25 protein-coding genes and 1 pseudogene are annotated in these 25,889 nt (G+C 66.8%); 9 read left to right on the top strand and 17 right to left on the bottom strand.

Annotated elements, in window-relative coordinates:
• Positions 1–41: 41 nt before the first annotated feature.
• The gene (locus tag ACQ859_RS05825) at positions 42–1,022 is read right to left on the bottom strand and encodes an alpha/beta fold hydrolase (RefSeq protein WP_431264962.1); all 981 of its coding nucleotides are present in this window, start codon (positions 1,020–1,022) and stop codon (positions 42–44) included.
• Between the two features lie 261 nt (positions 1,023–1,283).
• Between ACQ859_RS05825 and ACQ859_RS05820 the strand changes: the two genes are divergently transcribed.
• Complete coding sequence (locus ACQ859_RS05820) at positions 1,284–1,928, top strand: response regulator (RefSeq protein ID WP_431264961.1); 645 nt, start codon at positions 1,284–1,286, stop codon at positions 1,926–1,928.
• A gap of 155 nt (positions 1,929–2,083) precedes the next feature.
• Here ACQ859_RS05820 and ACQ859_RS05815 read toward each other — a convergent pair whose 3' ends face one another.
• A complete protein-coding gene (locus ACQ859_RS05815; protein WP_431264960.1) occupies positions 2,084–2,338 on the bottom strand; it encodes a hypothetical protein in 255 nt (84 codons plus the stop codon).
• Positions 2,339–2,542: 204 nt separating this feature from the next.
• Here ACQ859_RS05815 and ACQ859_RS05810 point away from each other — a divergent pair, with 204 nt between their 5' ends.
• The gene (locus ACQ859_RS05810) at positions 2,543–3,235 is read left to right on the top strand and encodes a GNAT family N-acetyltransferase (RefSeq protein ID WP_431264959.1); all 693 of its coding nucleotides are present in this window, start codon (positions 2,543–2,545) and stop codon (positions 3,233–3,235) included.
• Here the strand turns inward: ACQ859_RS05810 and ACQ859_RS05805 are convergent.
• Positions 3,195–3,458: a VF530 family DNA-binding protein gene (locus tag ACQ859_RS05805; RefSeq protein WP_431264958.1), complete on the bottom strand. Its 264-nt coding sequence runs from the start codon at positions 3,456–3,458 to the stop codon at positions 3,195–3,197. The genes ACQ859_RS05810 and ACQ859_RS05805 overlap by 41 nt on opposite strands.
• 75 nt (positions 3,459–3,533) lie before the next feature.
• Between ACQ859_RS05805 and ACQ859_RS05800 the strand changes: the two genes are divergently transcribed.
• Together ACQ859_RS05800 and ACQ859_RS05795 are read left to right on the top strand one after the other, a co-directional pair.
• A complete protein-coding gene (locus ACQ859_RS05800) occupies positions 3,534–4,019 on the top strand; it encodes a hypothetical protein (protein WP_088404788.1) in 486 nt (161 codons plus the stop codon).
• Between the two features lie 9 nt (positions 4,020–4,028).
• Complete coding sequence (locus ACQ859_RS05795; RefSeq protein ID WP_431264957.1) at positions 4,029–4,730, top strand: DUF6624 domain-containing protein; 702 nt, start codon at positions 4,029–4,031, stop codon at positions 4,728–4,730.
• Between the two features lie 78 nt (positions 4,731–4,808).
• On the opposite strand, the gene ACQ859_RS05790 is transcribed toward ACQ859_RS05795, so the two are convergent.
• From ACQ859_RS05790 to ACQ859_RS05770, 5 genes are all read right to left on the bottom strand, one after another.
• On the bottom strand, positions 4,809–5,672 hold the full coding sequence (locus ACQ859_RS05790) for an isocitrate lyase/PEP mutase family protein (RefSeq protein ID WP_431259397.1): 864 nt from the start codon (positions 5,670–5,672) through the stop codon (positions 4,809–4,811).
• Between the two features lie 69 nt (positions 5,673–5,741).
• Positions 5,742–6,953 (bottom strand): 2-methylaconitate cis-trans isomerase PrpF, encoded by a 1,212-nt coding sequence (gene prpF, locus ACQ859_RS05785; protein WP_431264956.1) that lies wholly within the window; start codon positions 6,951–6,953, stop codon positions 5,742–5,744.
• A gap of 39 nt (positions 6,954–6,992) precedes the next feature.
• On the bottom strand, positions 6,993–9,641 hold the full coding sequence (gene acnD / locus ACQ859_RS05780) for a Fe/S-dependent 2-methylisocitrate dehydratase AcnD (protein ID WP_431264955.1): 2,649 nt from the start codon (positions 9,639–9,641) through the stop codon (positions 6,993–6,995).
• Positions 9,642–9,702: 61 nt separating this feature from the next.
• Positions 9,703–10,875, bottom strand: a complete 1,173-nt coding sequence (gene prpC, locus ACQ859_RS05775; protein WP_431264954.1) for a bifunctional 2-methylcitrate synthase/citrate synthase — start codon at positions 10,873–10,875, stop codon at positions 9,703–9,705.
• 53 nt (positions 10,876–10,928) lie between these two features.
• Positions 10,929–11,360 carry an acyl-CoA thioesterase gene (locus ACQ859_RS05770; RefSeq protein ID WP_431264953.1) on the bottom strand — a complete coding sequence of 144 codons (432 nt, stop codon included), beginning with the start codon at positions 11,358–11,360 and terminating at the stop codon, positions 10,929–10,931.
• A gap of 361 nt (positions 11,361–11,721) precedes the next feature.
• Here ACQ859_RS05770 and istA point away from each other — a divergent pair, with 361 nt between their 5' ends.
• The 4 genes from istA (at position 11,722) to ACQ859_RS05750 (ending at position 15,914) form a co-directional block, all read left to right on the top strand.
• Complete coding sequence (istA, locus tag ACQ859_RS05765) at positions 11,722–13,254, top strand: IS21 family transposase (RefSeq protein ID WP_431264602.1); 1,533 nt, start codon at positions 11,722–11,724, stop codon at positions 13,252–13,254.
• The gene (gene istB / locus ACQ859_RS05760; RefSeq protein ID WP_431263345.1) at positions 13,247–14,035 is read left to right on the top strand and encodes an IS21-like element helper ATPase IstB; all 789 of its coding nucleotides are present in this window, start codon (positions 13,247–13,249) and stop codon (positions 14,033–14,035) included. Before istA ends, istB begins: the two co-directional genes overlap by 8 nt.
• 89 nt (positions 14,036–14,124) lie before the next feature.
• Entirely contained in the window at positions 14,125–15,045 is a 921-nt protein-coding gene (locus ACQ859_RS05755) for an AAA family ATPase (protein WP_431264952.1), read from the top strand.
• Positions 15,042–15,914, top strand: coding sequence for a hypothetical protein (locus ACQ859_RS05750; RefSeq protein ID WP_431264951.1), 873 nt, complete (start codon positions 15,042–15,044; stop codon positions 15,912–15,914). Before ACQ859_RS05755 ends, ACQ859_RS05750 begins: the two co-directional genes overlap by 4 nt.
• 336 nt (positions 15,915–16,250) lie before the next feature.
• Here ACQ859_RS05750 and ACQ859_RS05745 read toward each other — a convergent pair whose 3' ends face one another.
• From ACQ859_RS05745 to ACQ859_RS05730, 4 genes are all read right to left on the bottom strand, one after another.
• Positions 16,251–16,382, bottom strand: a complete 132-nt coding sequence (locus ACQ859_RS05745; protein ID WP_431264950.1) for a hypothetical protein — start codon at positions 16,380–16,382, stop codon at positions 16,251–16,253.
• Between the two features lie 83 nt (positions 16,383–16,465).
• Positions 16,466–16,804: a hypothetical protein gene (locus ACQ859_RS05740; protein WP_431261328.1), complete on the bottom strand. Its 339-nt coding sequence runs from the start codon at positions 16,802–16,804 to the stop codon at positions 16,466–16,468.
• 131 nt (positions 16,805–16,935) lie between these two features.
• On the bottom strand, positions 16,936–17,844 hold the full coding sequence (locus ACQ859_RS05735) for a proline dehydrogenase family protein (RefSeq protein WP_431264949.1): 909 nt from the start codon (positions 17,842–17,844) through the stop codon (positions 16,936–16,938).
• 215 nt (positions 17,845–18,059) lie between these two features.
• A complete protein-coding gene (locus ACQ859_RS05730; protein WP_431264948.1) occupies positions 18,060–19,433 on the bottom strand; it encodes a pyridoxal phosphate-dependent decarboxylase family protein in 1,374 nt (457 codons plus the stop codon).
• 112 nt (positions 19,434–19,545) lie between these two features.
• Here ACQ859_RS05730 and ACQ859_RS05725 point away from each other — a divergent pair, with 112 nt between their 5' ends.
• A complete protein-coding gene (locus ACQ859_RS05725; RefSeq protein WP_431264947.1) occupies positions 19,546–20,973 on the top strand; it encodes a PLP-dependent aminotransferase family protein in 1,428 nt (475 codons plus the stop codon).
• Between the two features lie 66 nt (positions 20,974–21,039).
• On the opposite strand, the pseudogene ACQ859_RS05720 reads toward ACQ859_RS05725, so the two are convergent.
• The 5 genes and pseudogenes from ACQ859_RS05720 to bufB all read right to left on the bottom strand — a co-directional run bounded on the left by ACQ859_RS05720 (position 21,040) and on the right by bufB (position 25,889).
• A pseudogene (locus ACQ859_RS05720) lies at positions 21,040–22,400 on the bottom strand (TRAP transporter large permease).
• Entirely contained in the window at positions 22,397–22,984 is a 588-nt protein-coding gene (locus tag ACQ859_RS05715) for a TRAP transporter small permease (RefSeq protein ID WP_431264946.1), read from the bottom strand. Before ACQ859_RS05715 ends, ACQ859_RS05720 begins: the two are co-directional and overlap by 4 nt.
• 7 nt (positions 22,985–22,991) lie before the next feature.
• The gene (gene dctP / locus ACQ859_RS05710; protein ID WP_431264945.1) at positions 22,992–24,011 is read right to left on the bottom strand and encodes a TRAP transporter substrate-binding protein DctP; all 1,020 of its coding nucleotides are present in this window, start codon (positions 24,009–24,011) and stop codon (positions 22,992–22,994) included.
• Between the two features lie 295 nt (positions 24,012–24,306).
• Complete coding sequence (locus ACQ859_RS05705; RefSeq protein WP_431264944.1) at positions 24,307–25,023, bottom strand: HvfC/BufC family peptide modification chaperone; 717 nt, start codon at positions 25,021–25,023, stop codon at positions 24,307–24,309.
• Positions 25,020–25,889 carry an MNIO family bufferin maturase gene (gene bufB, locus ACQ859_RS05700; protein WP_431264943.1) on the bottom strand — a complete coding sequence of 290 codons (870 nt, stop codon included), beginning with the start codon at positions 25,887–25,889 and terminating at the stop codon, positions 25,020–25,022. Before bufB ends, ACQ859_RS05705 begins: the two co-directional genes overlap by 4 nt.

Here is a 25,889-nt window from a genome sequence, read left to right as displayed (position 1 = left end):
ACGCATCCCGGCGGGGCACCCGGCTCACGCCAGGCCCTCGATCACTTCAGGAACTCGACCAGCGCCCCCATCGTGTACTCCGGGGACTCTTCCATGATCCAGTGGCCGGCGCCCTTCACGATGCGGCCGTCGACCGACTCGGCGACGAGGCGCGCCTGTCCGATCAGGAACTCGCCCGAGGCCTTCTCGCCGGTGAGCACGAGCATCGGCATCTTGAGCTTGGTCTTGGACATCGCGTCGAAGTCCTTGGCGTCCTGCTCGAACGCCTTGAAGTAGCCGAACCCCGCATGCATGCCGCCGGGCTGCCCGTACGCCGCCGCGTAGAACTTGCGATCGGCTTCGGGGATGGACTTGGTCTTGTCCGCGGCGAAGTCGTTCCAGAAGTGCTCGAAGTAGATGCGCTCACGGCCGGCGACCAGCTTCTCCGGGACCTCGCCGTAGAAGTGGAAGTGCCACAGGTCGCGCAGCAGCCAGACCTTGGTCCAGTCGCCGACGCCCGGCAGGAAGGCGTCCAGCAAGGCGATCTTCTCGACCTCGTCGGGATACTGCGCCGCATAGGCGTAGGCGACCATCAGGCCGATGTCGTGGCCGACGATCTTCACCTTCTTGTAGCCCAGCTGCTGCGTCAGCGCGTGGATGTCCTGGGCCAGCAGCTTCTTCTCGCCGGGACGGTCGATCTTGCCGGACCCGCCGGCGCCGCGCAGGTCCACCGCGATCACCGGGCCGTCGGTGGCCAGGCGCGGCATCAGCGGACGCCACATCCGGCTGGTCTGCGCATAGCCGTGCAGCAGCACGATGGGGGTGGCGTCGCCCGAGCCGGCCGTCAGGTAGTGCAGCTTCACGCCGTTCACGGTGGCGTCGCGCTCGACGATGGGGCCGGGTCTTGCCGCCGCGGAGGCGCTCGACTGGGCCATCGCGGGCGAGGCCGCGAAAAGCGCGCCGAGGGCGCCGACGGCGGAGATCGCGGCTCCGCCTGCGAGGAGGAGCGCCGCGACGGTGCGGCGGGTGGAGTTCGTGGTCATGAGGGAGTCCTTCAGGCGGGGAAGAGGTTGCCGAATGGGGAGGGATACCTGAGCCGATGGGCGAGGTGACGGCGATGTTCGCCAGTGGCCGCGCATGACGCCATGCCGCTTGGGGTCCCTCCCGCCTCCCTCTTTCGTACAGGGTAGGCAGTCCGCGGCGCGGCTTCCACCGTCTGTCACCGACGCGCGTCGGCATCTCCCGAAGGAGAGATCCCGACCCTCCCACGAACGGGCAGAGTGACCGCAGAGAGGACGCGCGCCATGACGATGACACCGCTGAAGAACGACCGGCCGATCCGCGTGATGACGGTCGACGACCATCCGATGCTGCGCGAGGGCCTGGCCGGCGCGATCGGTGCGCAGCCCGACATGCGCCTGGTGGCGGAAGCGCAGGACGGCGCCGAGGCCCTGGAGTCCTTCCGGCGCTACCTGCCGGACGTGACGCTGATGGACGTCCGGATGCGGACGATGGACGGCATCGCCGCGCTGAAGGCGATCCGCGACGAGTTCCCGGCGGCGCGGGTCGTGATGCTCAGCAGCTTCGGCGCGCCGGCGCAGTTGCTGGAAGCCGCGCAGGCCGGCGCGGCGGGCTACCTGCTGAAGGAGACGCTGCGCAAGGACCTGCTGGACGCCATCCGCGCGGTGCATGCCGGGGGCCGGCGCTTCCCGTCGGCGCTGGCGGTGCAGCTCGCCGAGCACGTGGCCGATCAGCACCTGACCGGTCGCGAGACGACCGTGCTGAAGCTGGTGGCCGAAGGCCGCTCGAACAAGCGGATCGGCAGCCAGCTGGACATCGCCGAGGGCACGGTGAAGGCGCACATGAAGAGCATCCTCGGCAAGCTGGTCGCGAGCGACCGCACCCACGCGGTCACGATCGCGGTGAGGCGCGGGATCATCGACCTGTGATCGAGCGTTGATCGACCGGACATCGGCCGGCATCGATCCGACGAGGTCGCGCCCCCAAAGCAAGACGCCCGGCATGAGCCGGGCGTCTTGCTTTGGAGCGGGCCGAGGATCTCAGTCCGTGGATCGCTCCACCGACACGGCGCAACCGTCGGCGTTCATTCCGCGAGGGCGAACTGGCGGTCGTCCGCCGACGCGTCGCGACGGCCGGTAACGTAGACCGTCGGCAGCTGCTGGCGCTTCACGGTGACGACCACCGGGTCCAGCGTCACGATCGAGGCGCGCAGGTCGCGCTGGCTTTGCGCATGAGCGATCCCCAGGCCCAGGGCCAGCGCGGCCACGGCGCCGAAGGCGAAGGCCTTGGCGGTGGTGCTGGTGGCGGACGTGATGGCGAGGCGTTGGGTGGCGTTCATGTCGATCTCCGGAAGGGGTTGCTGTGTCGATGAATGCAGTGTCGTCATCGACCGCCCCGCCCTCCAGCGCCCCGCGACGAAGCTGCATCGCGGCGGCGTGAACTGCATCGGCAGGGGATGAGCGGTCACCGGTCCGGCGACCTTTGGCGCCCACCGGCATGACCTTCCGCGCTCTGGCATCCGCCGGTGAAGATGGGTCCACTCATGAACATGCCCACCTCGAATCCGTCGGACTGGCCTGCGACCGGTGCCCTCGAGCAGACGATCGCCGCGCGCGCCTGGGCGCATGGCTGGGCGATCTCCAGGAGCACGCCCGCTCCCCTCGCGCACGCCGGCTACTGGCAGATCCAGGTCGGCAAGCCTGAGCAGGTCAGGCGCTACGTGCTTCCCGAACTCGATCCCGACGTACTGCGACGACTCGTGGCCACCGCGGCCGGCCCGGGCGTCTGGCTGAAGGTCTGCGCCCCGCCGGAGGACGTCGCCCCGCTGCTGTCCGGCGACTGGACCGTCCACGCGCCGGAGTTCCTGATGAGCACGCCGCTCGCGGGCCAGGCGGAATCGGCCGTGGCCGGATACCTCATCCAGACCGGACAGGTCGGCGCGATCGTGGTGGCCCAGGTCGTGACCGACTCAGGCGAACTCGCGGCAGGCGGCCAGGCCGCCATCGACGGAGCGTTTGCGACCTTCGATCAGATCGTCACGTCCGAGGCGCATCGGAGGAAGGGGCTTGGGCGGTGCGTCATGGCCGCGCTGGCCCGTGCCGCGGTCGATCGCGGTGCCCGGCACGGCGTGCTGGTGGCCACCGAGGCGGGGGCCGCGCTCTACCAGGCGCTCGGTTGGGCGATGGTCTCGCCGGTCACGGCCGCGTCGTGTTCCGCCGCCGCTCCCGCAGCATGAACAGGTAGAGCCCCTCGACCTTCTCCCGCGCCCAGGGTGTCTTGCGCAGGAACTTCAGGCTGGACTTGACGCTCGGCTCGAAGGCGAAGCAGCGCAGCGGGATGCGCTCGTCGAGGCCGTCCCAGCCGTATTCCTCGGCCAGCTCGGTCACGATGGTTTCCAGCGTCAGGCCGTGCAACGGGTTGCGCGGTTGCTCTTGCGGCGGCGGGGCGGACTCGGTCATGGATGGATTGTCGCCGGTCGCGAAGGCCGCCCGGCGTCGCTGGGATGCGTGCGACCGCGTGGTACCTTCATCGCCATGAGCACGAATTTCCCCGACGAAGAACGCCCCATCATCCAGGAGCCGCGCACGTGGCAGGACGAGCGCTGGACCGCGCAGGTCATCAAGAACGAGGACGACGAAGGCTGGGCCGTCGCCATGACCCTGATCGGCGAGGCGGAACCGGCGCTGGTCGGCCCCTGGACCATGGGCCGCGACAAGAAGAACCCGAAACCGCTCGATGCGGCCGCCTTCCACACGCTGGTGAAGACGGCCTCCGAGGTGCTGCGCCGGCATGAGCAGCAGCTGCATGCGCGGCTGCACAAGAGCGTGAAGCTGGATACGGCGAATGGCCGCATTCAAGTGCTGCTCGACATCGTTCCGGATGAAGACAACCCGTATGCGACGCTGACCGCGCTGAACGACGACGGCGAGCAGCTGGCGCAGGTGCGCGTGGCTGCCGGGTTCAAGTTCAACGAGGCGAGCGCGGCGGCGTGGGTGGAGAACGACTTCCTGAAGCCCTGAGGTCGGTTCATGCGTGAGCTGACGATCGCTTCCGCGCTTGCCGTTTCATTGGCCCTGCTCACGCAGGCACGCGCCGAGGAACCCGATGACCGCGCCTGGGCGCCGCAATGTCCCGACGCTGCGGCCTGGCTGGATGCTCATCCGGAACAGAGCGAAGAGGCGATGAAGGCGCGCGACGCCGCTCGCCAGCTGCGGGAGCCGCAGCTCCGCGATGAACTTCAGCGCCGCGTAGACAACGAACAGGCAGCGCGGCAGCGTTACGTCAGCAACGGCTATCGCGAGCGCGATCGTCAGACTGCCTCTCGCCTGGACGGCGAGAACTACAACTGGCTGACCAACCAGTTGAAGGGCCGGGAGTTCCCGACCGCCGACGACATCGGCGAATACGGCCTGCATCTGATGTGGCTGCTGGTACACCACGCGGATCGCGATCCGCAGTTCCAGCTTGACACGCTCCGGCAGTTCGAGATCCGATGGCAGCGGCGCGAATTCGCGTCCGACGATCTGGCGCGGCTCACAGACCGCCTCCTGCGCAAGAGCGGACGTCCTCAGCGCTATGGCACGCAGCACGACTGGGCTGGTGCGCTCCAGCAGGGACTGGCAGTGGCGAACCTCGCCGACATCGATCGCGCCCGCGCCGACATCGGTCTGATGCCGTTGAAGGACTACGGCTGCATGATGCACGAGCTCAGGAAATCCACGGCTCGTTGACTCCGTGTCGTTGACTGCCGAGGCCGCTGGCCCTCACCCCTGCCCTCTCCCGCAAGCGGGAGAGGGAGCAAGAGGGGCTCAGGTGTACTTCTTCTCCAGCGCATCCCACTCCGGCTTGTTCACCAGGCGCTGGCGCTCGGCGAACGGGATCACCAGGTTGGGATCCTCGTCGATGCGGCGCTGCGTCTTGAGCACGCCCAGCGCCTTCTGCATCCCCGCCACCGCGCCTTGCAGCGCGGCGTTGGCGTACAGCACGACGCCGTAGCCCATCTGCTGCAGCTCGCTCGCATCGGTGATCGGGGTCTTGCCGCCGATGACCATGTTCATCAGCTGCGGCGTCGACAGGCGCTGCGGCAGCGCGCGGATCTCTTCCGCCTTCGTCACCGCCTCGACGAACAGGATGTCCGCGCCGGCTTCGGCGAAGCGCTGCGCACGTTCGATCGCGGCCTCGAAGCCCTGCGTCGCGCAGGCGTCCGTGCGGGCCATGATCAGGAAGTCCGGATCACGCCGCGCATCCACCGCCGCCTTGATCTTGCTCACGGCTTCCTCGGTCGAGATGACCTCCTTGCCGGTGAAGTGCCCGCAGCGCTTGGGCGCCACCTGGTCTTCGAGCTGGATGCAATCCGCGCCGGCGCGTTCCAGCACGCGCACGGTGTGACGCACGTTCAGCGCGTTGCCGAAGCCGGTGTCGGCGTCGACGATCAGCGGCAGGTTGACCGCGTCGCGGATGCGCGCGGTGTGGTCGGCGATCTCGGACAGGCCCATGAAGCCCTGGTCCGGCAGCCCGAACCACATGTTGGTCACGCCGGCGCCGGTCACGTAGATCGCCTCGAAGCCGAGGTCCTCGATCACCTTGGCCGACAGCGCGTTGAACGCGCCCGGCACCAGCACGCCACGGCGTTCGTTCACCAGCGCGCGCAGCGTCTTGCGGGTCGATGTCATGTCAGTTCTCTTTGATTGTCTGAATTCGAATTCGATGGAGATCTCGATGGCGAGATCAACGGGAAGCGCTCACAGCGACTCGGCGGGCACGCGCACGGTGCCTTCCATCAGGATGCGCGCGCTGCGGCTCATCACCGCCTGCGTCACGCGCCACTGACCGCCCTCCTGGACCGCTTCCGCGCCGACGCGCAGCGTGCCCGACGGGTGGCCGAAGCGCACCGCCGGCAGCGCCTTGCCGCCCGCGGCCTCGCACACCAGCGTGCCGGGGATCGCGGCCGCGGTGCCGATGGCCACCGCCGCCGTGCCCATCATCGCGTGGTGCAGCTTGCCCATGGACATCGCGCGCACCAGCACGTCGATGTCGCCGGCCTCGACGGTCTTGCCCGCCGACGAGCGATAGCTCACCGGCGGCGCGACAAAGGCCAGCTTCGGCGTGTGCTGCCGGGTCTTCGCCTCGTCCAGTGTCTTGATCAGGCCCATGTGCAGCGCGGCGTGCGCGCGGATCGCTTCGAGCCGCTTCAGCGCCGCGGCGTCGCCGTTGATCGCGTCCTGCAGCTCGGTGCCCGAGTAGCCCAGGTCCTTCGCGTCGACGAAGACCGCCGGGATGCCCGCGTTGATCAGCGTCGCGCGCAGCTGGCCGCCGGGGACGAGGTCCTCCGGCATCGTCAGCACGTCCACGACGTTGCCGGTCGGGAACAACGCGCCGCCGGCGTCGTCGCCGTCCGCATCGTCATTGCCCGGATCGAGGAACGCCAGCTCGACCTCCGCCGCCGGGAAGGTCACGCCGTCGAGTTCGAAGTCGCCGCTCTCCTGCACTTGACCGTCCCGCATCGGCACCTTGGCCACGATGGTCTTGCCGATGTTGGCCTGCCAGATGCGCACGGTGGCGATGCCGTCGCGCGGCAGCGTGGCCGCATCGATGAAGCCCGCCTGGATCGCGAACGGTCCGACGGCCGCCGACAGGTTGCCGCAGTTGCCGGACCAGTCGACCAGCGCGGTGTCGATCGCCACCTGGCCGAACAGGTAGTCGACGTCGTGCCCTGGTTGCGTGCTGCGCGAAATGATCACCGTCTTGCTGGTGCTCGACGTTGCGCCGCCCATGCCGTCGATCTGCTTGCCGTAGGAATCGGGGCTGCCGATGACGCGCATCAGCAGCCGGTCGCGCGCGGCGCCGGGCACACGCGCGGCCTCGGGCAGATCCTCCAGGCGGAAGAACACGCCCTTGCTGGTCCCGCCCCGCAGGTAGGTCGCGGGGATCTTCACTTGAGGGAGAAAACTCATGACTGCTTCCGTCGTTGTTCGGGCCTGACCACAGACCACTCAGGCCGCTTCCGCCGCCGCCAGGAAGTCCTGCGCGAAGCGCTGCAGCACGCCGCCGGCCTGGTAGACCTCGACCTCCTCGGCGGTGTCGAGGCGGCAACGCACCGGCACTTCGATGCGCTCGCCGTTGCGGCGATGGACGATCACCGTCAGCGTCGCGCGCGGCGACAGCGCGCCCTGCACGTCGTAGGTTTCCGAACCGTCCAGGCCGAGTGTCAGACGCGTCGTTCCCGCGAGGAACTCCAGCGGCAGCACGCCCATGCCGATCAGGTTGGTGCGGTGGATGCGTTCGAAGCCTTCGGCGACGATGGCCTCGACGCCTGCGAGGCGCACGCCCTTCGCGGCCCAGTCGCGCGACGAGCCCTGCCCGTAGTCCGCGCCGGCGACGATGATCAGCGGCTGGCGGCGCTCCATGTAGGTCTCGATGGCTTCCCACATGCGCATGACCTGGCCCTCGGGCTCCAGTCGCGCGAACGAGCCGGCCAGCACCTCGCCGTCGGCGCCGCGGACCATCTCGTTCTTCAGCGTCGGATTGGCGAAGGTGGCGCGCTGCGCGGTCAGGTGGTCGCCGCGGTGGGTGGCGTAGGAGTTGAAGTCCTCCTCCGGCAGGCCCATCTTGAAGAGGTACTCGCCGGCGGCCGAGTCCATCATGATCGCGTTGGACGGCGACAGGTGGTCGGTGGTGATGTTGTCCGGCAGCACGGCCAGCGCGCGCATGCCGCGCAGCGTGCGTTCGCCGGCCAGCGCGCCTTCCCAGTAGGGCGGGCGGCGGATGTAGGTCGATTGCGCGCGCCAGTCATACAGCGGCTCGGTCTGGGTGGCCGAGGCCGCGGTGATCGCGAACATCGGCTCGTAGACCTTGCGGAACTGCTCCGGCTTCACGCTCGCGCGCACCAGCGCGTCGATCTCGTCGTCCTCGGGCCAGAGGTCCTTCAGGCGGATCTCGCGGCCCTCGACAACGCCGAGCACGTCGCGTTCGATGTCGAAGCGGATGGTGCCCGCGATCGCGTAGGCGACCACCAGCGGCGGCGAGGCCAGGAAGGCCTGCTTGGCGCGCGGGTGGATGCGGCCGTCGAAGTTGCGGTTGCCCGAGAGCACGGCGGTGGCGTAGAGGTCGCGCTCGACGATCTCGCGATCGATCGCGGGATCCAGCGCGCCGGACATGCCGTTGCACGAGGTGCAGGCATAGGCGACGACGCCGAAGCCCAGCGCTTCCAGGTCGCCGAGCAGGCTGGCTTCCTCCAGGTACAGCGTGACCGCGCGCGAGCCGGGCGCGAGCGAGGTCTTCACCCACGGCTTGCGCGTCAGGCCGAGGCGACGCGCATTGCGCGCGAGCAGCGCCGCGGCGATGACGTTGCGCGGGTTGCTCGTGTTCGTGCAGCTGGTGATGGCCGCGATGATCACGGCGCCATCGGGCATGCGGCCGGGTTCTTCGGTCCACGGGCCGGCGATGCCGCGCTCGGTCAGCGCGGAGGTCGGCAGGCGGCGATGCGGGTTGGACGGACCAGCCATGTTGCGCACGACGCTGGCCAGGTCGAACTTCAGCACGCGCGGGTAGGCGACGCCGGACAGCGTGTTGCCTTCACCGGACCAGAGTCCTGCCGCCTTCGCATAGGTCTCGACGAGCTGGACCTGCGCTTCCTCGCGCCCGGTGAGGCGCAGGTAGGTCAGGGTCTGCTCGTCGATGGCGAACAGCGCGGCGGTGGCGCCGTATTCGGGCGCCATGTTGGAGATGGTGGCGCGGTCGCCGAGAGTGAGTCCGGAGACGCCGTCGCCATAGAACTCCAGGTAGGCGCCGACGACCTTCTCCTTGCGCAGGAACTCGGTGAGCGCGAGCACCAGGTCGGTGGCGGTGATGCCGGGTTGGCGATGGCCGGTGAGCTCGACGCCGATGATGTCAGGCAGGCGCATCCACGAGGCGCGGCCGAGCATCACGTTCTCCGCTTCCAGGCCGCCGACGCCGACGGCGATCACGCCGAGCGCGTCGACGTGGGGCGTGTGGCTGTCGGTGCCGACGCAGGTATCGGGATAGGCGACGCCGCGGTCCACGTGCACCACCGGCGACATCCGCTCCAGATTGATCTGATGCATGATCCCGTTCCCCGGCGGGATGACGTCGACGTTGCGGAACGCCGTGCGGCACCACTCGATGAAGTGGAAGCGGTCCTCGTTGCGGCGGTCCTCGATCGCGCGGTTCTTCTCGAAGGCTTGAGGATCGAAGCCGCCGCACTCGACGGCCAGCGAGTGGTCGACGATCAGCTGCACCGGCACGACCGGGTTCACCTTGGCGGGATCGCCGCCCTGATCGGCGATCGCGTCGCGCAGGCCGGCCAGGTCCACGAGCGCGGTCTGGCCCAGGATGTCGTGGCAGACCACGCGCGCCGGGTACCAGGGGAAGTCGCGATCGGCCTTGCCGTCCGCGAGCTGCAGCAGGCTCTCGTCGAGCGCGGCGGGTTCGCAGCGGCGCACCAGGTTCTCGGCGTGGACGCGGGCGGTGTAGGACATGCGTTCCCACGCGCCGGGGCGCAGCGCCTCGACGGCGGCGCGCGCGTCGAACCAGTCGAGCGCGGTACCGGCCAGCGGCTTGCGCCATTGCTCGTTGAGCGGGATCGCCGAGGCGATGGTGGGTGCGGGCGTCGTGGCTGGCATCTCTGAAACTTCTCTCATGCGGTCATCGCGGTCATCGAGGTCGATGGGGTCGACCGGCTTCTCAGGGGCGCTGTGCCAGCGGGACGAAGACCTGGTCTTCCGGGCCGGTGTAGACGGCGCTGGGTCGGATGATCTTGTTGTCCTGGCGCTGTTCGACCACGTGGGCGGCCCAGCCGCTGGTGCGGGCGATGACGAACAGCGGGGTGAACATGGCGGTTGGCACGCCCATCATGTGATAGCTGACGGCGCTGAACCAGTCCAGGTTGGGGAACATCTTCTTGGCGTCCCACATCGTCTTCTCGAGGCGTTCGGCGATGTCGTACATCTTGGTCGATCCGGCGTCTTGGGACAGGTGGTGGGCGACCTTCTTGATGACCTCGTTGCGGGGGTCGGAGACGGTGTAGACGGGGTGGCCGAAGCCGATGACGACTTCCTTGGCCTCGACGCGGCGGCGGATGTCGGCCTCGGCTTCGTCGGGGGTGTCGTAGCGCTTCTGGATCTCGAAGGCGACCTCGTTGGCGCCGCCGTGCTTCGGGCCACGGAGGGCGCCGATGGCGCCGGCGATGGCCGAGTGCATGTCGGAGCCGGTGCCGGCGATGACGCGGGCGGTGAAGGTGGAGGCGTTGAACTCGTGCTCCGCGTAGAGGATCAGCGAGGTGTGCATCGCGCGTTCCCAGCTCTTGGTGGGCGGCTTGCCGTGGAGCAGGTGCAGGAAGTGGGCGCCGATGGAGTCGTCGTCGGTTTCGACGTCGATGGAGCGGCCGTTGTGGCTGTAGTGGTACCAGTACAGCAGCATGGAGCCGAAGGAGGCCATCAGCTTGTCGGCGATGTCGCGGGCGCCTGGGAGGTTGTGGTCGTCCTTCTCGGGCAGCGAGCAGCCGAGGGCGGAGACACCGGTGCGCATCACGTCCATCGGGTGGGCGGCGGCGGGCAGGGTTTCGAGCGCGTCCATGACGGCGGCGGGCAGGCCGCGCAGGGCCTTGAGCTTGTCCTTGTAGGCGCGCAGTTCGGCGACGTTGGGGAGCTTGCCGTGGACGAGCAGGTGGGCGATTTCTTCGAACTCGCAGCGTTCGGCGAGTTCGAGGATGTCGTAGCCGCGGTAGTGCAGGTCGTTGCCGGTGCGGCCGACGGTGCACAGGGCGGTGGTGCCGGCGGCGACGCCGGACAGGGCGACGGACTTCTTGGGCTTGAAGGCGGGGGCGGCTGCCGCGTTCGCGGTCGTGGTGTCGCTCATGGGGATGTCTCCTGGAGATGGAATCTGGGAAGGAATTCGGAAGGCGGAATGGCTCAGAGGTCCGATGCAGACGAGGTTAGCGTCTGCGGCTCGGACGGCGTGCGAGGGGTGATGCGGCAAGGCTTGCCGGCGGCGACGGCGACCATCTCGAAGGTGGCGCGGAGGACGTCGGAAGGGGCCGCATTGTCGATGCGGGCGTGGACCTCGACGGTCATCGAGGTGCCGCCGACGCGGGAGACACGGGAGTGGATGTGGAGGACCGAGCCTACCGGGACCGGGGCGAGGAACTGCACGTCCTTGACCGCGACCATGACGATGTCCTGGTGGCAGAAGCGCGTGGCCACCATGTGGGCGTTCTGGCCGAGCCAGGAGAGCGCTTCAGGGCCGAACAGGGTGCCGTAGTGGTTCGCGTGACGCGGCAGCACCAGCTCGCTGCGAAGCATCTCCGTCGAAGAAGCGCTCGACAGCGCAGTAGGCCAGTCCATTGCAGGTTGTGAAATTGGGAAGTTCACAATGTTCGCAGCCTAAAGGCCTAGGGGCAACGATGAAGTTGCGATGGGTTGCGAAGGTAGACCGCCCGGTTTGCGAAACTTGTGAAGTTCCGGCTCTTGCCGGCCAGCTTTCAGAATGTCTACGAGCGCAGACTTTTCGCTGTTTTCGAACGCCGAAAACTCAAAAAGTCTACGAGCGTAGGCACAACCTGACCCCAGTCGTGAAGCGCTCGATCAAGTCCCCTAAAAATGTTGATTGCCGCCGAATCCTGACCCACCGACCGCACTGATTTCCGTTCAAACCTGACCCACGTATGAACCCTAGCCTGCCGCAACTTGCGGCAGGAGCATTGGAGTGATTGACGTGGCGACACTAAGTGTCATCAGGCGATGGGCCCTGCGTGAGCAGTTGTCCATCCGAGAGATAGCCCGACGCACCGGCCTGTCTCGCAACACCATCCGGAAGTACCTGCGCAGCGACGACAAGGAGCCGTCGTACGCCAAGCGCGAGAGCCGCAGCCGGCTCGATCCGTTCGCGGAGAAGCTGGCCCAGTGGCTCAAGACCGAGTCCGGCAAGAACCGCAAGCAGCGGCGCACCTTGAAGCAGATGCACGCCGAGCTCATGGAGCTCGGCTACGACGGCTCCTACAACCGCGTGGCCGCCTTCGCGCGGGACTGGGCGCTCAAGCGCCAGGAGGCCCAGAAGACGACCGGCCGCGGCACCTTCGTACCGCTGGTCTTCGAGCCCGGCGAGGCCTTCCAGTTCGACTGGAGCGAGGACTGGGCCGTGCTCGGCGGCGAGCGCACCAAGCTGCAGGTGGCGCACTTCAAGCTCAGCCACAGCCGGGCCTTCTACATCCGGGCCTACCTGCTGCAGACCCACGAGATGCTGTTCGACGCTCACAACCACGCCTTCCGCGTGTTTGGCGGTGTGCCCAAGCGCGGCATCTACGACAACATGAAGACCGCCGTGGACAAGGTCCTGAGCGGCAAGGCGCGCGACGTCAATGCGCGCTTCGCCGCGATGGTCAGCCACTACCTCTTCGAGGTCGAGTTCTGCAACCCGGCCTCGGGCTGGGAGAAGGGCCAAATTGAGAAGAACGTGCGCGACGCCCGGCACCGGCTCTGGCAACCCGTGCCCGCCTTCCCGTCGCTGGACGCGCTCAACGCCTGGCTGGAGGAGCGCTGCAAGGCGCTGTGGACCGAGATCTCGCATGGCAAGCTGCCCGGTACCGTGCATGACGTCTGGCAGGACGAGCGACCGCTGCTGATGCAGCTGCCGCGCCCCTTCGACGGCTTCATCGAGCACACCAAGCGCGTCTCGCCGACTTGCTTGGTCACCTTCGAGCGCACCCGGTACAGCGTGCCGGCGTCGTACGCCAACCGGCCGGTGAGCCTGCGCGTGTACGCAGACCGGCTCGTCGTCGCGGCCGAGGGCAACATCATCTGCGAGCACCAGCGGTTCATCGACCGCCGGCACGACACGCTCGGCAAGACGATCTTCGACTGGCGTCACTACCTGGCGGTGCTGCAGCGCAAGCCCGGCGCGTTGCGCAACGGCGCGCCGTTTGTCGAGCTGCCGAAGGCCTTCAAACGGTTGCAGGCGGAACTGCTCAAGAAGCCTGGCGGTGACCGGGAGATGGTCGACGTCCTGGCGCTGGTCCTGCACCACGAGGAGCAGGCGGTGCTGGCGGCTGTCGAGCTGGCTCTGGAGGTCGGCGTGCCGACCAAGATGTACGTGCTCAACGTGCTGCACCGGCTGGTGGACGGGAAGGCCGCGCCACCGCCCGTGGACGCCCCGCACGCGCTGCGCTTGACCAACGAGCCGCAGGCCAACGTGAACCGCTATGACGCCTTGCGCGAAGAAAGGAAGGTCCGCAATGCGTGACTCAGCAACCAACGGGCTCATGACCGCACTGCGGGAGCTCAAGATGTTTGGCATGGCGCAGGCCGTGGGAGACCTGGCCGAGCAAGGCGCGCCGGCGTTTGAAGCCGCGCAGCCCTTCCTGGCTCAGTTGCTCAAGGCCGAGTCCGCCGAGCGGGAGGTGCGTGCCGTCGCGTACCAGCTCAAGCAGGCCAAGTTCCCGGTTTACCGAGATCTGGCGGGCTTCGAGTTTGCGCACAGCGAGGTGAACGAGGCGCTGGTGAAGCAGTTGCACCGCGGTGAGTTCATGGACCGGGCCGAGAACGTCGTGCTGGTCGGCGGGCCAGGAACGGGCAAGACCCACCTGGCCACGGCCATCGGCGTGCAGGCCTTGGAGCATCACCGGCGACGGGTGCGCTTCTTCTCCACGGTGGAGCTCGTGAACCTGCTGGAGCAGGAGAAGCTGAACAACAAGACCGGCCAGATGGCGCACCGGCTGGCTCACATGGACCTGGTGATCCTCGACGAGCTCGGTTACCTGCCGTTTAGCTCCTCCGGCGGGGCGCTGCTCTTCCACCTGCTGAGCAAGCTCTACGAGCGCACCAGCGTCGTCATCACGACGAACCTGAGCTTCAGTGAATGGGCCAGCGTCTTCGGCGACGCCAAGATGACCACCGCCCTGCTGGACCGCCTCACCCACCACTGCCATATCCTTGAAACCGGCAACGAGAGCTACCGGTTCAAGAACAGCTCTGCACAACCCACCCCCAAGGAGTCCAAGACCAAGAAGTTACCCACAGCCTGAGCCTCAAAGGCTTGAACAAGGGTGGGTCAAGATTGGATGGAAACGGTGGGTCAGGATCGCGCGGGAATCAACACTCAGACCTCGGGACTATGCTGCCAGCAGGAGTCGGCTTCCCGCGCATCGTCACAATCGCATTTAGTCCGTTCGACAGCTTCAGGCTCCCTGGCTCTGACGCACGCAATGTTGCGCAAATAGCCAAGGACATGCAGAGTGGCATCGGTCGATTCGCATTTATTGGACTCCGCAACTTCGCCGCCGAGGCTGGAGTCTCCATCTCGGACCTGCCAAGTGCCTCACTTGGAGATAGCACTGCAGACGCCGACCGCGTCGCCTCAACTTACTTGAAGTCAATCAGTGAACTGGTCGCTGACTTTGCAACCTATCGCTCACAAATTGAGCAAGACGCCAACCGGCTGGGGATTCTGCAGGTCGCACTCAATAAGCTAAAGATGGGTCTGGTTTCGGAGGAGTGGGCGAATAGCCCTGCGACCCGAAGCGAACTGGAAGCGATTGCTTGGTTCCGGCAGCGAAGCACTGGCCACAAGATTGCCATCTTGGTCATCTATGGGCTCATTGCAAGGCTTGAGAGCCGCTCATTAGTTCTTTTTGATGAACCTGAAACCCATCTCCATCCGCCGCTGCTATCGGCAATGATGCACTCCCTAAGGTATGTGCTAAAAAAATTCGAATCGTCGGCTCTGGTGGCCACACACTCCCCGGTTGTTGTTCAGGAATGTTTGGCCAAGCATGTCCACGTGGTCCGCCGCGAAGATGACCGGATCTCCGTCCGTCCTCTTCTCAGCGAGACTTTCGGAGAGAGCATCGGCCTCATCACAGCCCAAGTCTTTGGGATGGAAAGCAATGCGACAGATTTCCACAACGTACTCGACAAGGTCATTGAAGAGCACAAGTCTTTGGAAGCAATCGAAGCACTCTTTCTAAACGGCGTGATGAGCAATCAAGCTAGAGCCTATGTTCTTTCTAAACAGACCGATGGAGCGTCCACATGATGTGGAATCTCCCTCGGCTGAAGGAGTTCGATGCCAGAGCGCACCTCGATACGGCATTCCAGAATGGGGAGGTCACTGAGGCGGAAAAGGACTTCTTGGTTGACCTCTACAAGCAGTATGAAGAAGGGCTTGGGCGTCCATCAGCTGCTATGGAAGCGACTGGACAGCGGGCTGAGCTCTACACACTTTTGCATGATGCCTACAGCCTCGTTCAAGACGGTCGAAGATTGCGCAGATTGCGCGCCGACATCAAGAATTTGGCTGACTACTGCCCCTACTGCGGCTTCGCACCAATTTCCGACTTAGATCATCATCTTCAGCGAGGACGGTACAAGCTTCTCAGCATCTTTGCTCTGAATCTTGTTCCGTGCTGCCACCCGTGCAACACAGGAAAGCGGAAGTCGCCCTCAGACAATGCTTCGGAGCACCAGCTTCACACCTACTTAGAGTCGGTTGCGAAGTTCGACTTCTTGCGAGCCAATGTTGTACTAGACCCCGAATCGGGGGGATTGGACGTCTCCTTCTCCATCGAGCACCAGGATGGAATGGACGACGAGCTGTTTTCTAGGCTGAAAGAACACCTCGTCGAATTCGATCTGCGCAAAAAATATGCAAAGCAGGTAAACATTCACCTCAGTGAGCACGAGTTTTCCTTTTCTATGGCCTACGAAGGCGGCTCCGAGGGATTGAAGCGATACTTGCGTGGAACCGCCAATGGGCATCTCAAGAATTTTGGTGTGAATGACTGGCGCACTGCCCTCTTTCGCGGTTTGGCCGTTTGCGACTCATTCTGCGACGGTGGATTCGTGAAGGCGTTGGGAATGATATCCAGCTCAGAAATCATTGCACCACCAGTAGCCGCAATCTAATTGGGTTTTATGCCGCGCGCTGAGACTGAAGATGAGACGCACGATGTCGCAATTCCTCCGGCAAGTCGCTGTGTGCGTGATGCGACCGCCTTCTTTCAGCACGTGTAAGTTCAACTTGCTTTGGCAGTGCACCGTGTGACGCCTCCTGGCCAGCTGTCTTTCACATCAACGTGGTTGCCATTGGGGGCGTGAGTCTGTCCGGCTCGGTGGATGGGGGCAGGTCTTGCGACATCGTCGTGCGTCGTGCCCACACCCCATCATCGATCGCGAACTGGACTGCCTTCAGGTGGCCACATTCGTCCGCGACCACTCAATGCCCCACCACCAGCTTGCCCATCACCAAATCCGGCAACCCCGTCGCGATGTGGGGAAGATGCAGATCAACAGCACCACCCCGAACGGCAGCCCCCAGATGATGTCCCTCACGTCGATGTCCAGCGCGGGGTTCTCGATGACGAAGCAGTTCATCCCCGCAGTCGGGTGAACCGGCCACCGTGAACCCAGGAGGTTTGCGACCTCCAAGGGCAAACGCAGATCGCTGTCCCAGCTTCCTACAACTGCAACGCCCGCTCGATATCCGTCAGCTTGTACCGCGCCAACGCCAAGTTCCCCTTGGCCTTGTCCAGCACCAGGTACAAAAACAGCCCCGTGTTGTTGCTCATCAGCTTGATCAGGTGGTACTGGTCCGTGAGCGTGATCAGGATGTCGTCGATGCCCTTGCGCAGGCCCAGGCTCTCCATCGTCTGCAGCTTCGCCCGGATCACTTGCGTGTTGCCGGCGGCGGCCAGATCGAGGTTGACGCCCGTGCCGGCCTGGGCCAGGCACATGCCGCTGCGGTAGTCGACGAGCGCGGCGGACAGCGCGCCGTCGATCTTCATGGCATTGGCCATCGACTGCTTCAGGGTGACGGCCAACAGGCCGGTCGTTGTGGAACTCATGGTGACTTCAAGGCTTGAAAGGGATGGGACAACGGCAGGCGCTCGCGTGAAGGCCGAAGCCGGACACGCGAGCGTCCGGACGTTCAGCGACGGAAGATCGAGCGCGCGATCTGGCCCGCCAAGCGCGGGTTCTCCTTCAGGCGGCGCACGCAGTACGCGTACCAGTCGGCGCCGAAGGGCACGTAGACCCGCACCGTGACGCCGCGGTCCCGGAGGGACTCGCGCAGCGGCTCGCAGACGCCGAGCAGCATCTGCAGCTCGAAGCGGGCGTTGTCCACCGCGTGACGTCCAGCGAGTGCCAGCACCGCTTCGATCAACGCCTCGTCGTGCGTCGCGATGCTCACGAACACGTCGGCCTCGAAGCAGGCGCGCACCGCGTCCAGGAACGGCGCGTTGATGCGCCGCCGGTCATCGGCCGCGCCGGGCACCAGGAGGGCCGAAGGCTCGGTGTAGATCCCCTTGCAGATCCGCAGCGGGTGGCCGGCCTGCGCGAGAGCCGGCGCGTCCCCGGCGGTGCGGAGCAGATAGGCCTGCAGCGCCAGCGAGGCCGGTGCGCCCGCGGCGCGCAGTCGCAGGAACATGTCGATCTCCAGCTGCGTGCAGCGGCTGTCCTCCATGTCCAGGCAGACGGTGAGTCCGAGCGCCCTCGCCCGCGCGGCGATGCGCCCGATCGACGCTTCGCAATGCGACGGATCCAGCAGCAGACCCAAGGCGGTCGGCTTCAACGAGATGTCCGCCGCCAGATGCCCGACCGCGAGTTCATCGAGCAAGGCGAGGTAGGCGCGCTCAGCGGCCTCGACATCCGCGAGGTCGCGCGCGGATTCGCCGAGAACGTCGAGCGTGACGGGGAAACCATCGCTGATCAGGCGATGGGACAAGGCGATGGCATCGGCCACCCGCGGGCCGGCGACATAACGGGCCGCCATCCGTTGGACGAGCGGACGGGGCAGCAGACCGATGCCGTGCGAGACGGCCGAGTCGAAGAGAGACATGGGATGGATGTGTGCTGAACGGTCGCTGCCGCGGGCCGAAGGGCCCCAGGCGTGCGCGACCGGGCCGCGGCGCGCTCGGCGCCGCGGAGGGAGGTCATGGACCCGCGAAGGAACGCGGGCGCTGATTCAGCGGGTCAGCGGGGGCCAGGCGGCGCGATGCATGAGCGAAGTCTATGAGGAGGTCGGGAACGTCGAGGAACGGGGCCGGAAAAGGCTCAGGATTCGTCCGGCCACAGGCCGGCGCGACGCGCCTCGTCGCGCGCCCGAAGGAGCGCGGTCAGCAGCCGCTCGACGTCGTCCTCGCCGGTCCGCCAGGATGACAGGCTGAGCCGGAAGGCGACCCGCTGCTCCCACTGGCTCGCACCGAACCAGGCGTCGCCGGACTGCTCCACCGCCGCTCGGATGAAATGCGTGGCCTCGTCGTTGGGACCGCGGACCAGCACCTGGTTCAGCACCACGCGGTTCAGCACCTCGAAGCCCGCCGAGCGCAATGTCTCCGCCACTCGCGTCGCCTGCGCGATGTGCCGCTCCACCAACGCGGCGACGCCGCTGCGGCCCAGCGCCCGCAACGCCGCCCAGACCAGGATGCCCCGCGGCTTGCGGGAGAACTCCAGCGTCAGGTTCCGCTGCGCCCGCGGGCTCGAGGGCGCGTAATGCGCGTCGCTGTTCAGCGTCTCCGCCAGCGCCCCCGCGTGCCCGCAGATCGACATCGCCACGTCGTAGGGCGTGTTCAGCCACTTGTGCCCGTCCACCGTCCAGCTGTCCGCCTGATCCACGCCGTCGGTCAACGCGCGGTGCTGGCCCGAGGCCCGCGCCCACAGCCCGAAGGCACCGTCCACATGGACCCAGGCACCGGCGCGCCGAGCCGCGGGAACGATCTCCAGGAATGGGTCGAACTCGCCGGTGTTGACTTCACCGGCTTGCAGGCACAACACGGTCAGGGCGTCGATCGCGGGCAGCCGCGCGGGGTCCACCCGTCCGTGTGCGTCCGTCGGCGCGCGGATGATGTCGCGCGATCCGAAGCCCAGCACCCGCAACGCCTTCAGCACGGTGACGTGGCAGTGCGCGGAGACCACGGCGCGCACGCGCGGCGCGCCGACGAGTCCTGCTTCCTCGACGGACCATCCGGCGCGCGCCAGCAGCACGCGCCGCGCGGTGGACAGGCAACCCACGGCGCACGCTGAGGCCGAGGTGCCGAAGCCGACCGCGCTTTCCGCGGGCAGATCGAGGATGTCGAGCACCCATCGCGCCGCGACCTCCTCGATCGCCGTCCCGGCCGGCGATCCGCCCGACTGGTCCCAGGCACCGAGCAGCCGGTCGGCCGCCGCCGCGGCGGGCAGCGCGGCCCCGACGACATAACCGAAGTACCGCCCGCCATTGCTCGCCACCGTGGCGGGCGAGCCGGCCTCGTCCAGCAAGGCCAGGCCTTCTTCGGCGGGACGGCCCTCGGCCGGCAGCGCTTCTTCGAACCGGGTCAGACCGGCGATGGCGTCTTCGTCGGGATGGACGCGGCGATCCCGGAGGCCGGCGATGTAAGCCGCCGCGCGATCGGCTGCATCCGCCAGCAAGGCCAATTCATTAGTCGTCATCGGGTCGTCCGGGCATGTCGTTGAAACTGGCCGCAAATCTATCGACCGGGTCACGACCTGTACAGACGCAGATACCATTCATCGAAACCAATACAGATCCAGGCAGCCGTGAATGAGCCGCGTCCTCTTGTATGAATCCATCGCGCAGTCGCTGAGGCAGCAGATCCAGCTTGGCGCGCTCGCGCCAGGTGAGCGCATTCCGTCGATCCGGCAGCTGTCCCGCACGCATGCCGTGAGCACGGCCACCGCCGTCCAGGCCTGCCTGATGCTGGAGCGCGAAGGCCTGATCCACGCCCGCATGCGCTCCGGATTCTTCGTGCGCGCCGTGGGTCCGTCGGCCAACGCGAAGGCGCCGCGGATGCGCAAGCCCCGCTCCATGCAGAACGCGGAGCTGCTGACGCTGCAGGCCGTTCGCGAGGGTCCCGCGCTGATCCCGCTGCATGACGCACGGCCGGCGCCATCGCTGCTGCCCGAAGCCGCGCTGAGCGCCGCCGTCAGCCGCCGCCTGAGGAACGAGCGCTCGACGGCGCTCGACTACGCGCCCGCCCAAGGGCATGCCGAACTGCGACGCCTGATCGCCCATCGCTATGCCGAGATGTCGGTCACGATCGATCCTGACGAGGTGATCATCACGGCCGGCACGATGGAGGCCATCAGCCTCGCGCTGCGCACGCTCACCCGGGCCGGCGACGTCGTGATGGTGGAGACGCCGACGTTCCAGGGCGTGCTGCAGGCCGTGGCCGCCCTGGGGTTGACCGTCGTCGAGCTTCCCCGACCGAACGGCGATTCCTTCGACCTGAAGCGACTGGAAGCCTTGTTGAGCGCCCACCAGGTCAAGGCGGCCATCCTGGTGCCCAACTTCTCCAACCCGATCGGCCGTCGCGCCGACGACGCCGCCAAGCAGGCGCTGCTAGCGCTCTGCGCGCGGCATTCGACCGTCGTGATCGAGGACGACATCTACGGCGACCTCGCCTGGGACAACAGCCGCCCGTTCCCGCTCCGGCGATGGGGCAGCGACGACCGGGTCATCACCTGCGGCTCGTTCTCGAAATCGCTGGCGCCGGGATTGCGCGTCGGCTGGCTGCTGGGCGGCGCCTGGACGGAGGCGCTGATCCGCGCCAAGTATTTCTCCACCTATGGCAACGCGTCACTGCCGCAGCTCGCGTTGATCGACTACCTAGGCCGGCACCAGCAGGAGCGGCACTTCAGGCGCTTGAGACGCGCGATCGCCGAGAACGCCGAGCGCCTGCGCGACGCGATCTTCCGGCATTGGCCCGACGGCACCTGCAGCGGCGATCCGCGCGGCGGTTTGTCGCTCTGGGTCCAGTTGCCCGCCGGCGCGGACGGATCGCGGCTGGCCGAGGTCGCCATGGCCGAAGGGATCGGCATCACGCCCGGCCGTCACTTCTCCAGCTTCGGCGACTACACGGACCATGTCCGTCTCAGCTGCGGCTTGCCGTGGAGCCCGGAACTCTCACGGGCCATGCGCCGTCTCGGCGCGTTGATCCGCGACCAGCAGGAGTCGGCCGCGAGGACCTAGCGGAAGACGACGGACGCCGTCGTCTTCCTTGAAGCGCCAGGAGATGTTCCCGGCGCTCACACTCGCTCAATGCGCGGCCGCCACCGGCCCCATGACCAGATCGGGCAGCCCGGTGGCGATCCCCGGGAAGATGCAGATCAGCAGCACCGCCAGCAGCATGAGGACGACGAACGGCAGCACGCCCCAGATGATGTCCCGCAGGTCGATGTCCGGCGCGATGTTCTTGATCACGAAGATGTTCAACCCCACCGGCGGGTGAATCAGCCCCGTCTCCATCACGATCGTCATCAGGATCCCGAACCAGATCAGGTCGAACCCGCCGCCTTCAGCGGCGGCAGGATGATGGGCGCGGTCATCAGGATGATGCTGACCGGCGGCAGGAAGAAGCCCAGCAAGATGACCATCAGCAGCACGGCCGCCAGCAGCACCCACTTGGACAGGTGCATGCCGACGATCCACTCCGCCACCGCCTGGCTGATGTGCAGGTAGCTCATCACGTACGAGAACAGCAGCGACATGCCGATGATGAACATCAGCATGGTCGACTCCTTCAAGGTCGACGTGAGGATGGGCGCCACGTCCTTCGGCCGCCACACGCCATAGATGCCGGCGATGAGCGCCAGCGCCAGCAGCGCGCCGAGACCCGCCGTCTCCGACGGCGTCGCGAAGCCGCCGTACAGCGCCACCATCACGCCGATCAGCAGCAGCACGAATGGCACGACGCGCGGCAGCATCTCGAACTTCTGACGCGTGGTGAAGGTTTCCTTCGACAGCAGCGCGGAGGCGGCGCCCGTGCGCTTGTACTCGGCCTCGGCCAGCGCGTATTCCTTGCGGTAGCGCAGCGCCGCGTAGACGGCGAACAGCACCACCAGCAAGATGCCCGGCGCGATGCCGGCGAGGAACAACCGCCCCAGCGACTGCTCGGCGGCCACCGCGTACAGGATCATCGTGATCGACGGCGGCAGCAGGATGCCCAAGGTCCCGCCGGCCGCGATGATGCCGGCCGCGAAACCGGGCGAATAGCCACGCTTGCGCATTTCCGGGATGCCGGCGCTGCCGATGGCCGAGCAGGTGGCCGGGCTGGAGCCGGCCATGGCCGCGAACAGCGCGCAGGCGAAGACGTTGGCGATGCCCAGCCCGCCGGGGATGCGCCCCATCCAGACGTGCATCGCCGCGTACAGGTCCTGCCCCGCCCGGGACTTGCCGATGGCCGCCCCCTTCAGGATGAAGAGCGGGATGGAGAGCAGCGTGATGCTGGCCATCTCCTCGTAGACGTTCTGCGTGACCGTGTCCAGCGCGGACGCCGGCATGAAGAGGGCCATGAACAGCACCGCGACGCTGCCGAGCGCGAACGCGATCGGCGCGCCCGAGAACATGAAGAGCAGCGTGACGATGCCGAACAGTGAGCCGAGGACGAGCATGCTCATGCGCCCACTCCCGAATTGTTTGCCGAGTTGTTTTTCTTGAAGAGCCCGTTGATGCGGGCCGTCAGCTGAACGAGCAGCTGCAGGCTCAGCAGCGTCATGCCCAGGGCCATCAGTCCGTAGGGGATCCACAGCGGCGGTGCCCAGGACGACGAGGTCGTCTGCCCCTCGACCCAGGCCTCGTGGAACAGCGTCCAGGACTTCCACGCGAAGAAGGCGCAGAAGGCCGTGCACAGCAGGTCCACCAGCGCCAGGCGCAGACGGTTGAGCGAGCGCGGCAGCAGACCGGCCATGGCCTCGATGCCGACGTGCCCGCGCAAGGACTGGACGAAGGCGCCGCAGAGGAAGGTCGCGCCGACGAGGCAGAAGACCGCCGCCTCGTCTTGCCAGTCCGTGGATGCCTTCATCACGTAGCGCGAGACGACGCTGTAGGTCAGCACGCACGACGCCACCAGCAGCGCCAGCATGCCCAGCACGACAACGCCCTGGTTGATGAGGTGCAGCAGCCGCGCGAGCGGCAGCAACACCGCAGGCGTGTCGGGGTCGATGCCGGCGACCGCCGGCTTCAGTTCAAAGCCGTGGCTCATCGCGATCTCACAGCAGCTTCTGGGCGGCCTTCAGGATGGCCGCGCAGGACTCGTTCTTCTCGGAGAAGTCCTTCCACGCGGTGTCGCGCGCGATGGCCTGCCACTTCTTCAGCGTCGCCTCGTCCATGTCGTAGACCTTGGCGCCGGCCTTCGCGTAGATCGCGGCGGCCGCCTTGTCGTCGGCCTTGGCCGCGTCGCGGGCGAAGACCTCCATCTCGGCCCCAACGCCCATGACGATGTCCTGCTGCGCCTTGGGCAGCTTGTTGAAGACCTCCTTGGAGATCATCAGCGGCTCCAGCATGAACCAGTAGGTGCGCTCGCGGCCCGAGGTCAGGTGCTTGGCGATCTCCTCCAGCTTGAAGGAGATGAAGCTGGTGGACGAGGTCATCGCGGCGTCCATCGCGCCGGTCTGCATGGCCGCGTAGATCTCGTTGGACGGCAGCGTGATGACCGACGCGCCGGCCTGCTTCAGCATCATGTCCATCTCGCGGCTGCCGCCGCGCACCTTCAGGCCCTTGGCATCGTCCGGCGTCACCATCGGCCGCGCGCGGCTGGCCACGCCGCCCGCCTGCCAGACCCAGCTGACGATCATCACGCCCTTGTCGTCCAGCACCTTGGACAGCAGCTTGCCGACCTCCGCCGTCTTCCAGGCCGCGCCCTGCTCGTAGCTGGGCACCAGCGCCGGCATCAGACCGGCATTGGTCTCGGCGACCTCGCCGCCGGCGTAGGACAGCGGCACCAGACTCATGTCCAGCGCGCCCTTGCGCATGGCCGAGAACTGGGCGTTGGTCTTCATCAGCGACGAGCCCGGGTAGACGGCGGCCTTGAGCGCGCCGCCCGAGCGCTTTTCCACCTCGGCGGCGAAACGCCGGCACAGGCGGTCGCGGAAATCGCCTTCGGTCAGCGTGCCGCTGGGGAACTGGTGGGAGATCTTGAGCGCGCTCGCTTGAGCGTGGGCGGTAGGCAGCCAGACGGCTGCGGCGGTGCCGGCGGCGGCACCCATCAACTGGCGTCGAGTCAGGGTCATGCTTGTCTCCAGGTCCGCCATGGGTGGCGGTATGCGAGCGGAGTGTCAAAGCCGCCCCCGGCACGATCAATCAACCTGCTGTTGCGACCTTTACCTCTGACGGAAGGATCGCGGGCTAACCCTGAGGACCGGCCCCGTCCCCCAATGGAAAAGGGCCTCGCATCGCGCGAGGCCCTCGCTTCATTCACACCGTCGTCACTTCAGCGTGGTGTGTCGACCGTGGGCGCTGCTCAACGCACGAGCAGTTCCTCGTCCACCCAGCGGCGGAGCAGCATGCCCATCTCCTCGGCGACATTCAGTTCGGGCTGCGCCTCGGACAGGTTCGCACAGGTTTCGGAGAACGTGCGGCCTGATGCCAATGCATCCAGCGCCTGCGATTCGAGCGGGCCCAGACTTCTGAAATGGGGGAGTGGCCGCGGCGCCAGATCAGCAGCGCCACCGGCTTCGCTAGCGGCAGCGCGGCTGGCGGCGTCTCGTCGTTGTCGAGCGCCTGCCACAGCGCCAGCGTGTTGAAGGACTGCTTCAGGCGCGCGTAACTCGGCGGTAACTCGAGCCGCAGGTCGGCCCATGCCTCCGGCGCGAGCGACGCCAGATCGGCCATCGTCAACACCTGTGCATCGGCGGCGTCGAAGGCACTTCGCAGCGCCCAGTCCAGCGCGGCCAGCTCGGCGATCTCCCCGTCGTCCGGCCATCGTTGCGACAGCCAATGGGCAAAGTCCGCGCCATACCAGCGCAGGCTGAAGTGATACGACCCATGGGTCTCGACGAAGGCCAGCGCCTCGCGCTCGAACCAGTCGTCGCCGAGATACCGCCGCGTGTGCCCGTAGCTGTCGACCAGCGTCTCGTGCAGCCGCGCACGATAGGCATGGTGGTAGATGGACAGGCGTCGATCCACCGCGATGCCGGGGCCACGGCGCAGTTGCGTGTCGATCGTGCTGGGTTGCCCGACCAGGAAGTCCTGGAGCGATTGCTGCAGGTCCAGGAGTCGATGCGGGTGCGGGAGGGCGCTCATGCGGCCTTCCTTCCGGCGTCGCTCGGCCAGGTGGCCTCGGTGATCACGCGCGCCTGATCGAGCTCCACCAGCAGTTCCGCCAGCGGCGGAATGTGGTCGTCCCGTTCGATCATCGTCGCCACCGGGCCGAATCGCCGGAGCGCCTCGGCATACAAGCGCCAGACCGGCTCGGCCACCGGCTGATCGTGCGTGTCGATCAGATGGTCGCCGTGGTCGCTGTGGCCGGCGACGTGGATCTGCTGCACGCGCCCAGCGGGCAATGCATCGAGGTAGGCGAGCGCATCGAATCCGTGGTTCACGGCGCTCACATGGATGTTGTTCACGTCCACCAGCAGCAGACAGTCGGCACGTCGCGCAACCTCGGCCACGAACTGCGCCTCGCTGAGGCTCGAGTCCTCGTAGTCGAGATAACTGGAGACGTTCTCGATCACCAGCCTGCGGCCGAGCGCGTCCTGCGCCTGGCCGATGTTGCGCACCACCACCTGCAAGGCCTCTTCCGTGTAGGGCAGGGGCAGCAGGTCGTGCAGGTTGCGACCATGGGCGCCGGTCCAGCACAGGTGGTCGGAGATCCAAAGCGGCTCGACGCGACGCGCCAGCGCCGCCAACTGCCGGAGGTAGTCCGCATCCAGGCCCCCGACCGCGCCGAGGTTCATCGACACGCCGTGCATCACCATCGGGTAATTCGCCCGGATGGTGTCCAGCATGGCGAGGGGCTTGCCGCCTGGCACGAGGTAGTTCTCCGAGATCACTTCCAGCCAGTCGACCGGTTGCGGACGCTCGATGAACGCTCGATAGTGCGTGCTGCGCAGCCCCAGGCCGAAGCCCGGGCTCGGCTGCGCGGCGCACGATGCGGGACCGGGCCTCAT

Source organism: Roseateles chitinivorans, assembly GCF_050632235.1.
Lineage (GTDB): Bacteria > Pseudomonadota > Gammaproteobacteria > Burkholderiales > Burkholderiaceae_C > Roseateles > Roseateles chitinivorans_A.
Note: the sequence above shows the minus strand (reverse complement) of the source record. Positions and strands in the feature narration are given on the sequence as shown.

Bases quoted from the DNA above. Each gene is read 5' to 3' on its own strand.
- ACQ859_RS05825 (WP_431264962.1), bottom strand. From the start codon at position 1,022: ATGACCACGAACTCCACCCGCCGCACCGTCGCGGCGCTCCTCCTCGCA.
- ACQ859_RS05820 (WP_431264961.1), top strand. From the start codon at position 1,284: ATGACGATGACACCGCTGAAGAACGACCGGCCGATCCGCGTGATGACG.
- ACQ859_RS05815 (WP_431264960.1), bottom strand. From the start codon at position 2,338: ATGAACGCCACCCAACGCCTCGCCATCACGTCCGCCACCAGCACCACC.
- ACQ859_RS05810 (WP_431264959.1), top strand. From the start codon at position 2,543: ATGAACATGCCCACCTCGAATCCGTCGGACTGGCCTGCGACCGGTGCC.
- ACQ859_RS05805 (WP_431264958.1), bottom strand. From the start codon at position 3,458: ATGACCGAGTCCGCCCCGCCGCCGCAAGAGCAACCGCGCAACCCGTTG.
- ACQ859_RS05800 (WP_088404788.1), top strand. From the start codon at position 3,534: ATGAGCACGAATTTCCCCGACGAAGAACGCCCCATCATCCAGGAGCCG.
- ACQ859_RS05795 (WP_431264957.1), top strand. From the start codon at position 4,029: ATGCGTGAGCTGACGATCGCTTCCGCGCTTGCCGTTTCATTGGCCCTG.
- ACQ859_RS05790 (WP_431259397.1), bottom strand. From the start codon at position 5,672: ATGACATCGACCCGCAAGACGCTGCGCGCGCTGGTGAACGAACGCCGT.
- prpF (WP_431264956.1), bottom strand. From the start codon at position 6,953: ATGAGTTTTCTCCCTCAAGTGAAGATCCCCGCGACCTACCTGCGGGGC.
- acnD (WP_431264955.1), bottom strand. From the start codon at position 9,641: ATGCCAGCCACGACGCCCGCACCCACCATCGCCTCGGCGATCCCGCTC.
- prpC (WP_431264954.1), bottom strand. From the start codon at position 10,875: ATGAGCGACACCACGACCGCGAACGCGGCAGCCGCCCCCGCCTTCAAG.
- ACQ859_RS05770 (WP_431264953.1), bottom strand. From the start codon at position 11,360: ATGGACTGGCCTACTGCGCTGTCGAGCGCTTCTTCGACGGAGATGCTT.
- istB (WP_431263345.1), top strand. From the start codon at position 13,247: ATGCGTGACTCAGCAACCAACGGGCTCATGACCGCACTGCGGGAGCTC.
- ACQ859_RS05755 (WP_431264952.1), top strand. From the start codon at position 14,125: ATGCTGCCAGCAGGAGTCGGCTTCCCGCGCATCGTCACAATCGCATTT.
- ACQ859_RS05750 (WP_431264951.1), top strand. From the start codon at position 15,042: ATGATGTGGAATCTCCCTCGGCTGAAGGAGTTCGATGCCAGAGCGCAC.
- ACQ859_RS05745 (WP_431264950.1), bottom strand. From the start codon at position 16,382: ATGAACTGCTTCGTCATCGAGAACCCCGCGCTGGACATCGACGTGAGG.
- ACQ859_RS05740 (WP_431261328.1), bottom strand. From the start codon at position 16,804: ATGGCCAATGCCATGAAGATCGACGGCGCGCTGTCCGCCGCGCTCGTC.
- ACQ859_RS05735 (WP_431264949.1), bottom strand. From the start codon at position 17,844: ATGTCTCTCTTCGACTCGGCCGTCTCGCACGGCATCGGTCTGCTGCCC.
- ACQ859_RS05730 (WP_431264948.1), bottom strand. From the start codon at position 19,433: ATGACGACTAATGAATTGGCCTTGCTGGCGGATGCAGCCGATCGCGCG.
- ACQ859_RS05725 (WP_431264947.1), top strand. From the start codon at position 19,546: ATGAGCCGCGTCCTCTTGTATGAATCCATCGCGCAGTCGCTGAGGCAG.
- ACQ859_RS05715 (WP_431264946.1), bottom strand. From the start codon at position 22,984: ATGAGCCACGGCTTTGAACTGAAGCCGGCGGTCGCCGGCATCGACCCC.
- dctP (WP_431264945.1), bottom strand. From the start codon at position 24,011: ATGACCCTGACTCGACGCCAGTTGATGGGTGCCGCCGCCGGCACCGCC.
- ACQ859_RS05705 (WP_431264944.1), bottom strand. From the start codon at position 25,023: ATGAGCGCCCTCCCGCACCCGCATCGACTCCTGGACCTGCAGCAATCG.
- bufB (WP_431264943.1), bottom strand. From the start codon at position 25,889: ATGAGGCCCGGTCCCGCATCGTGCGCCGCGCAGCCGAGCCCGGGCTTC.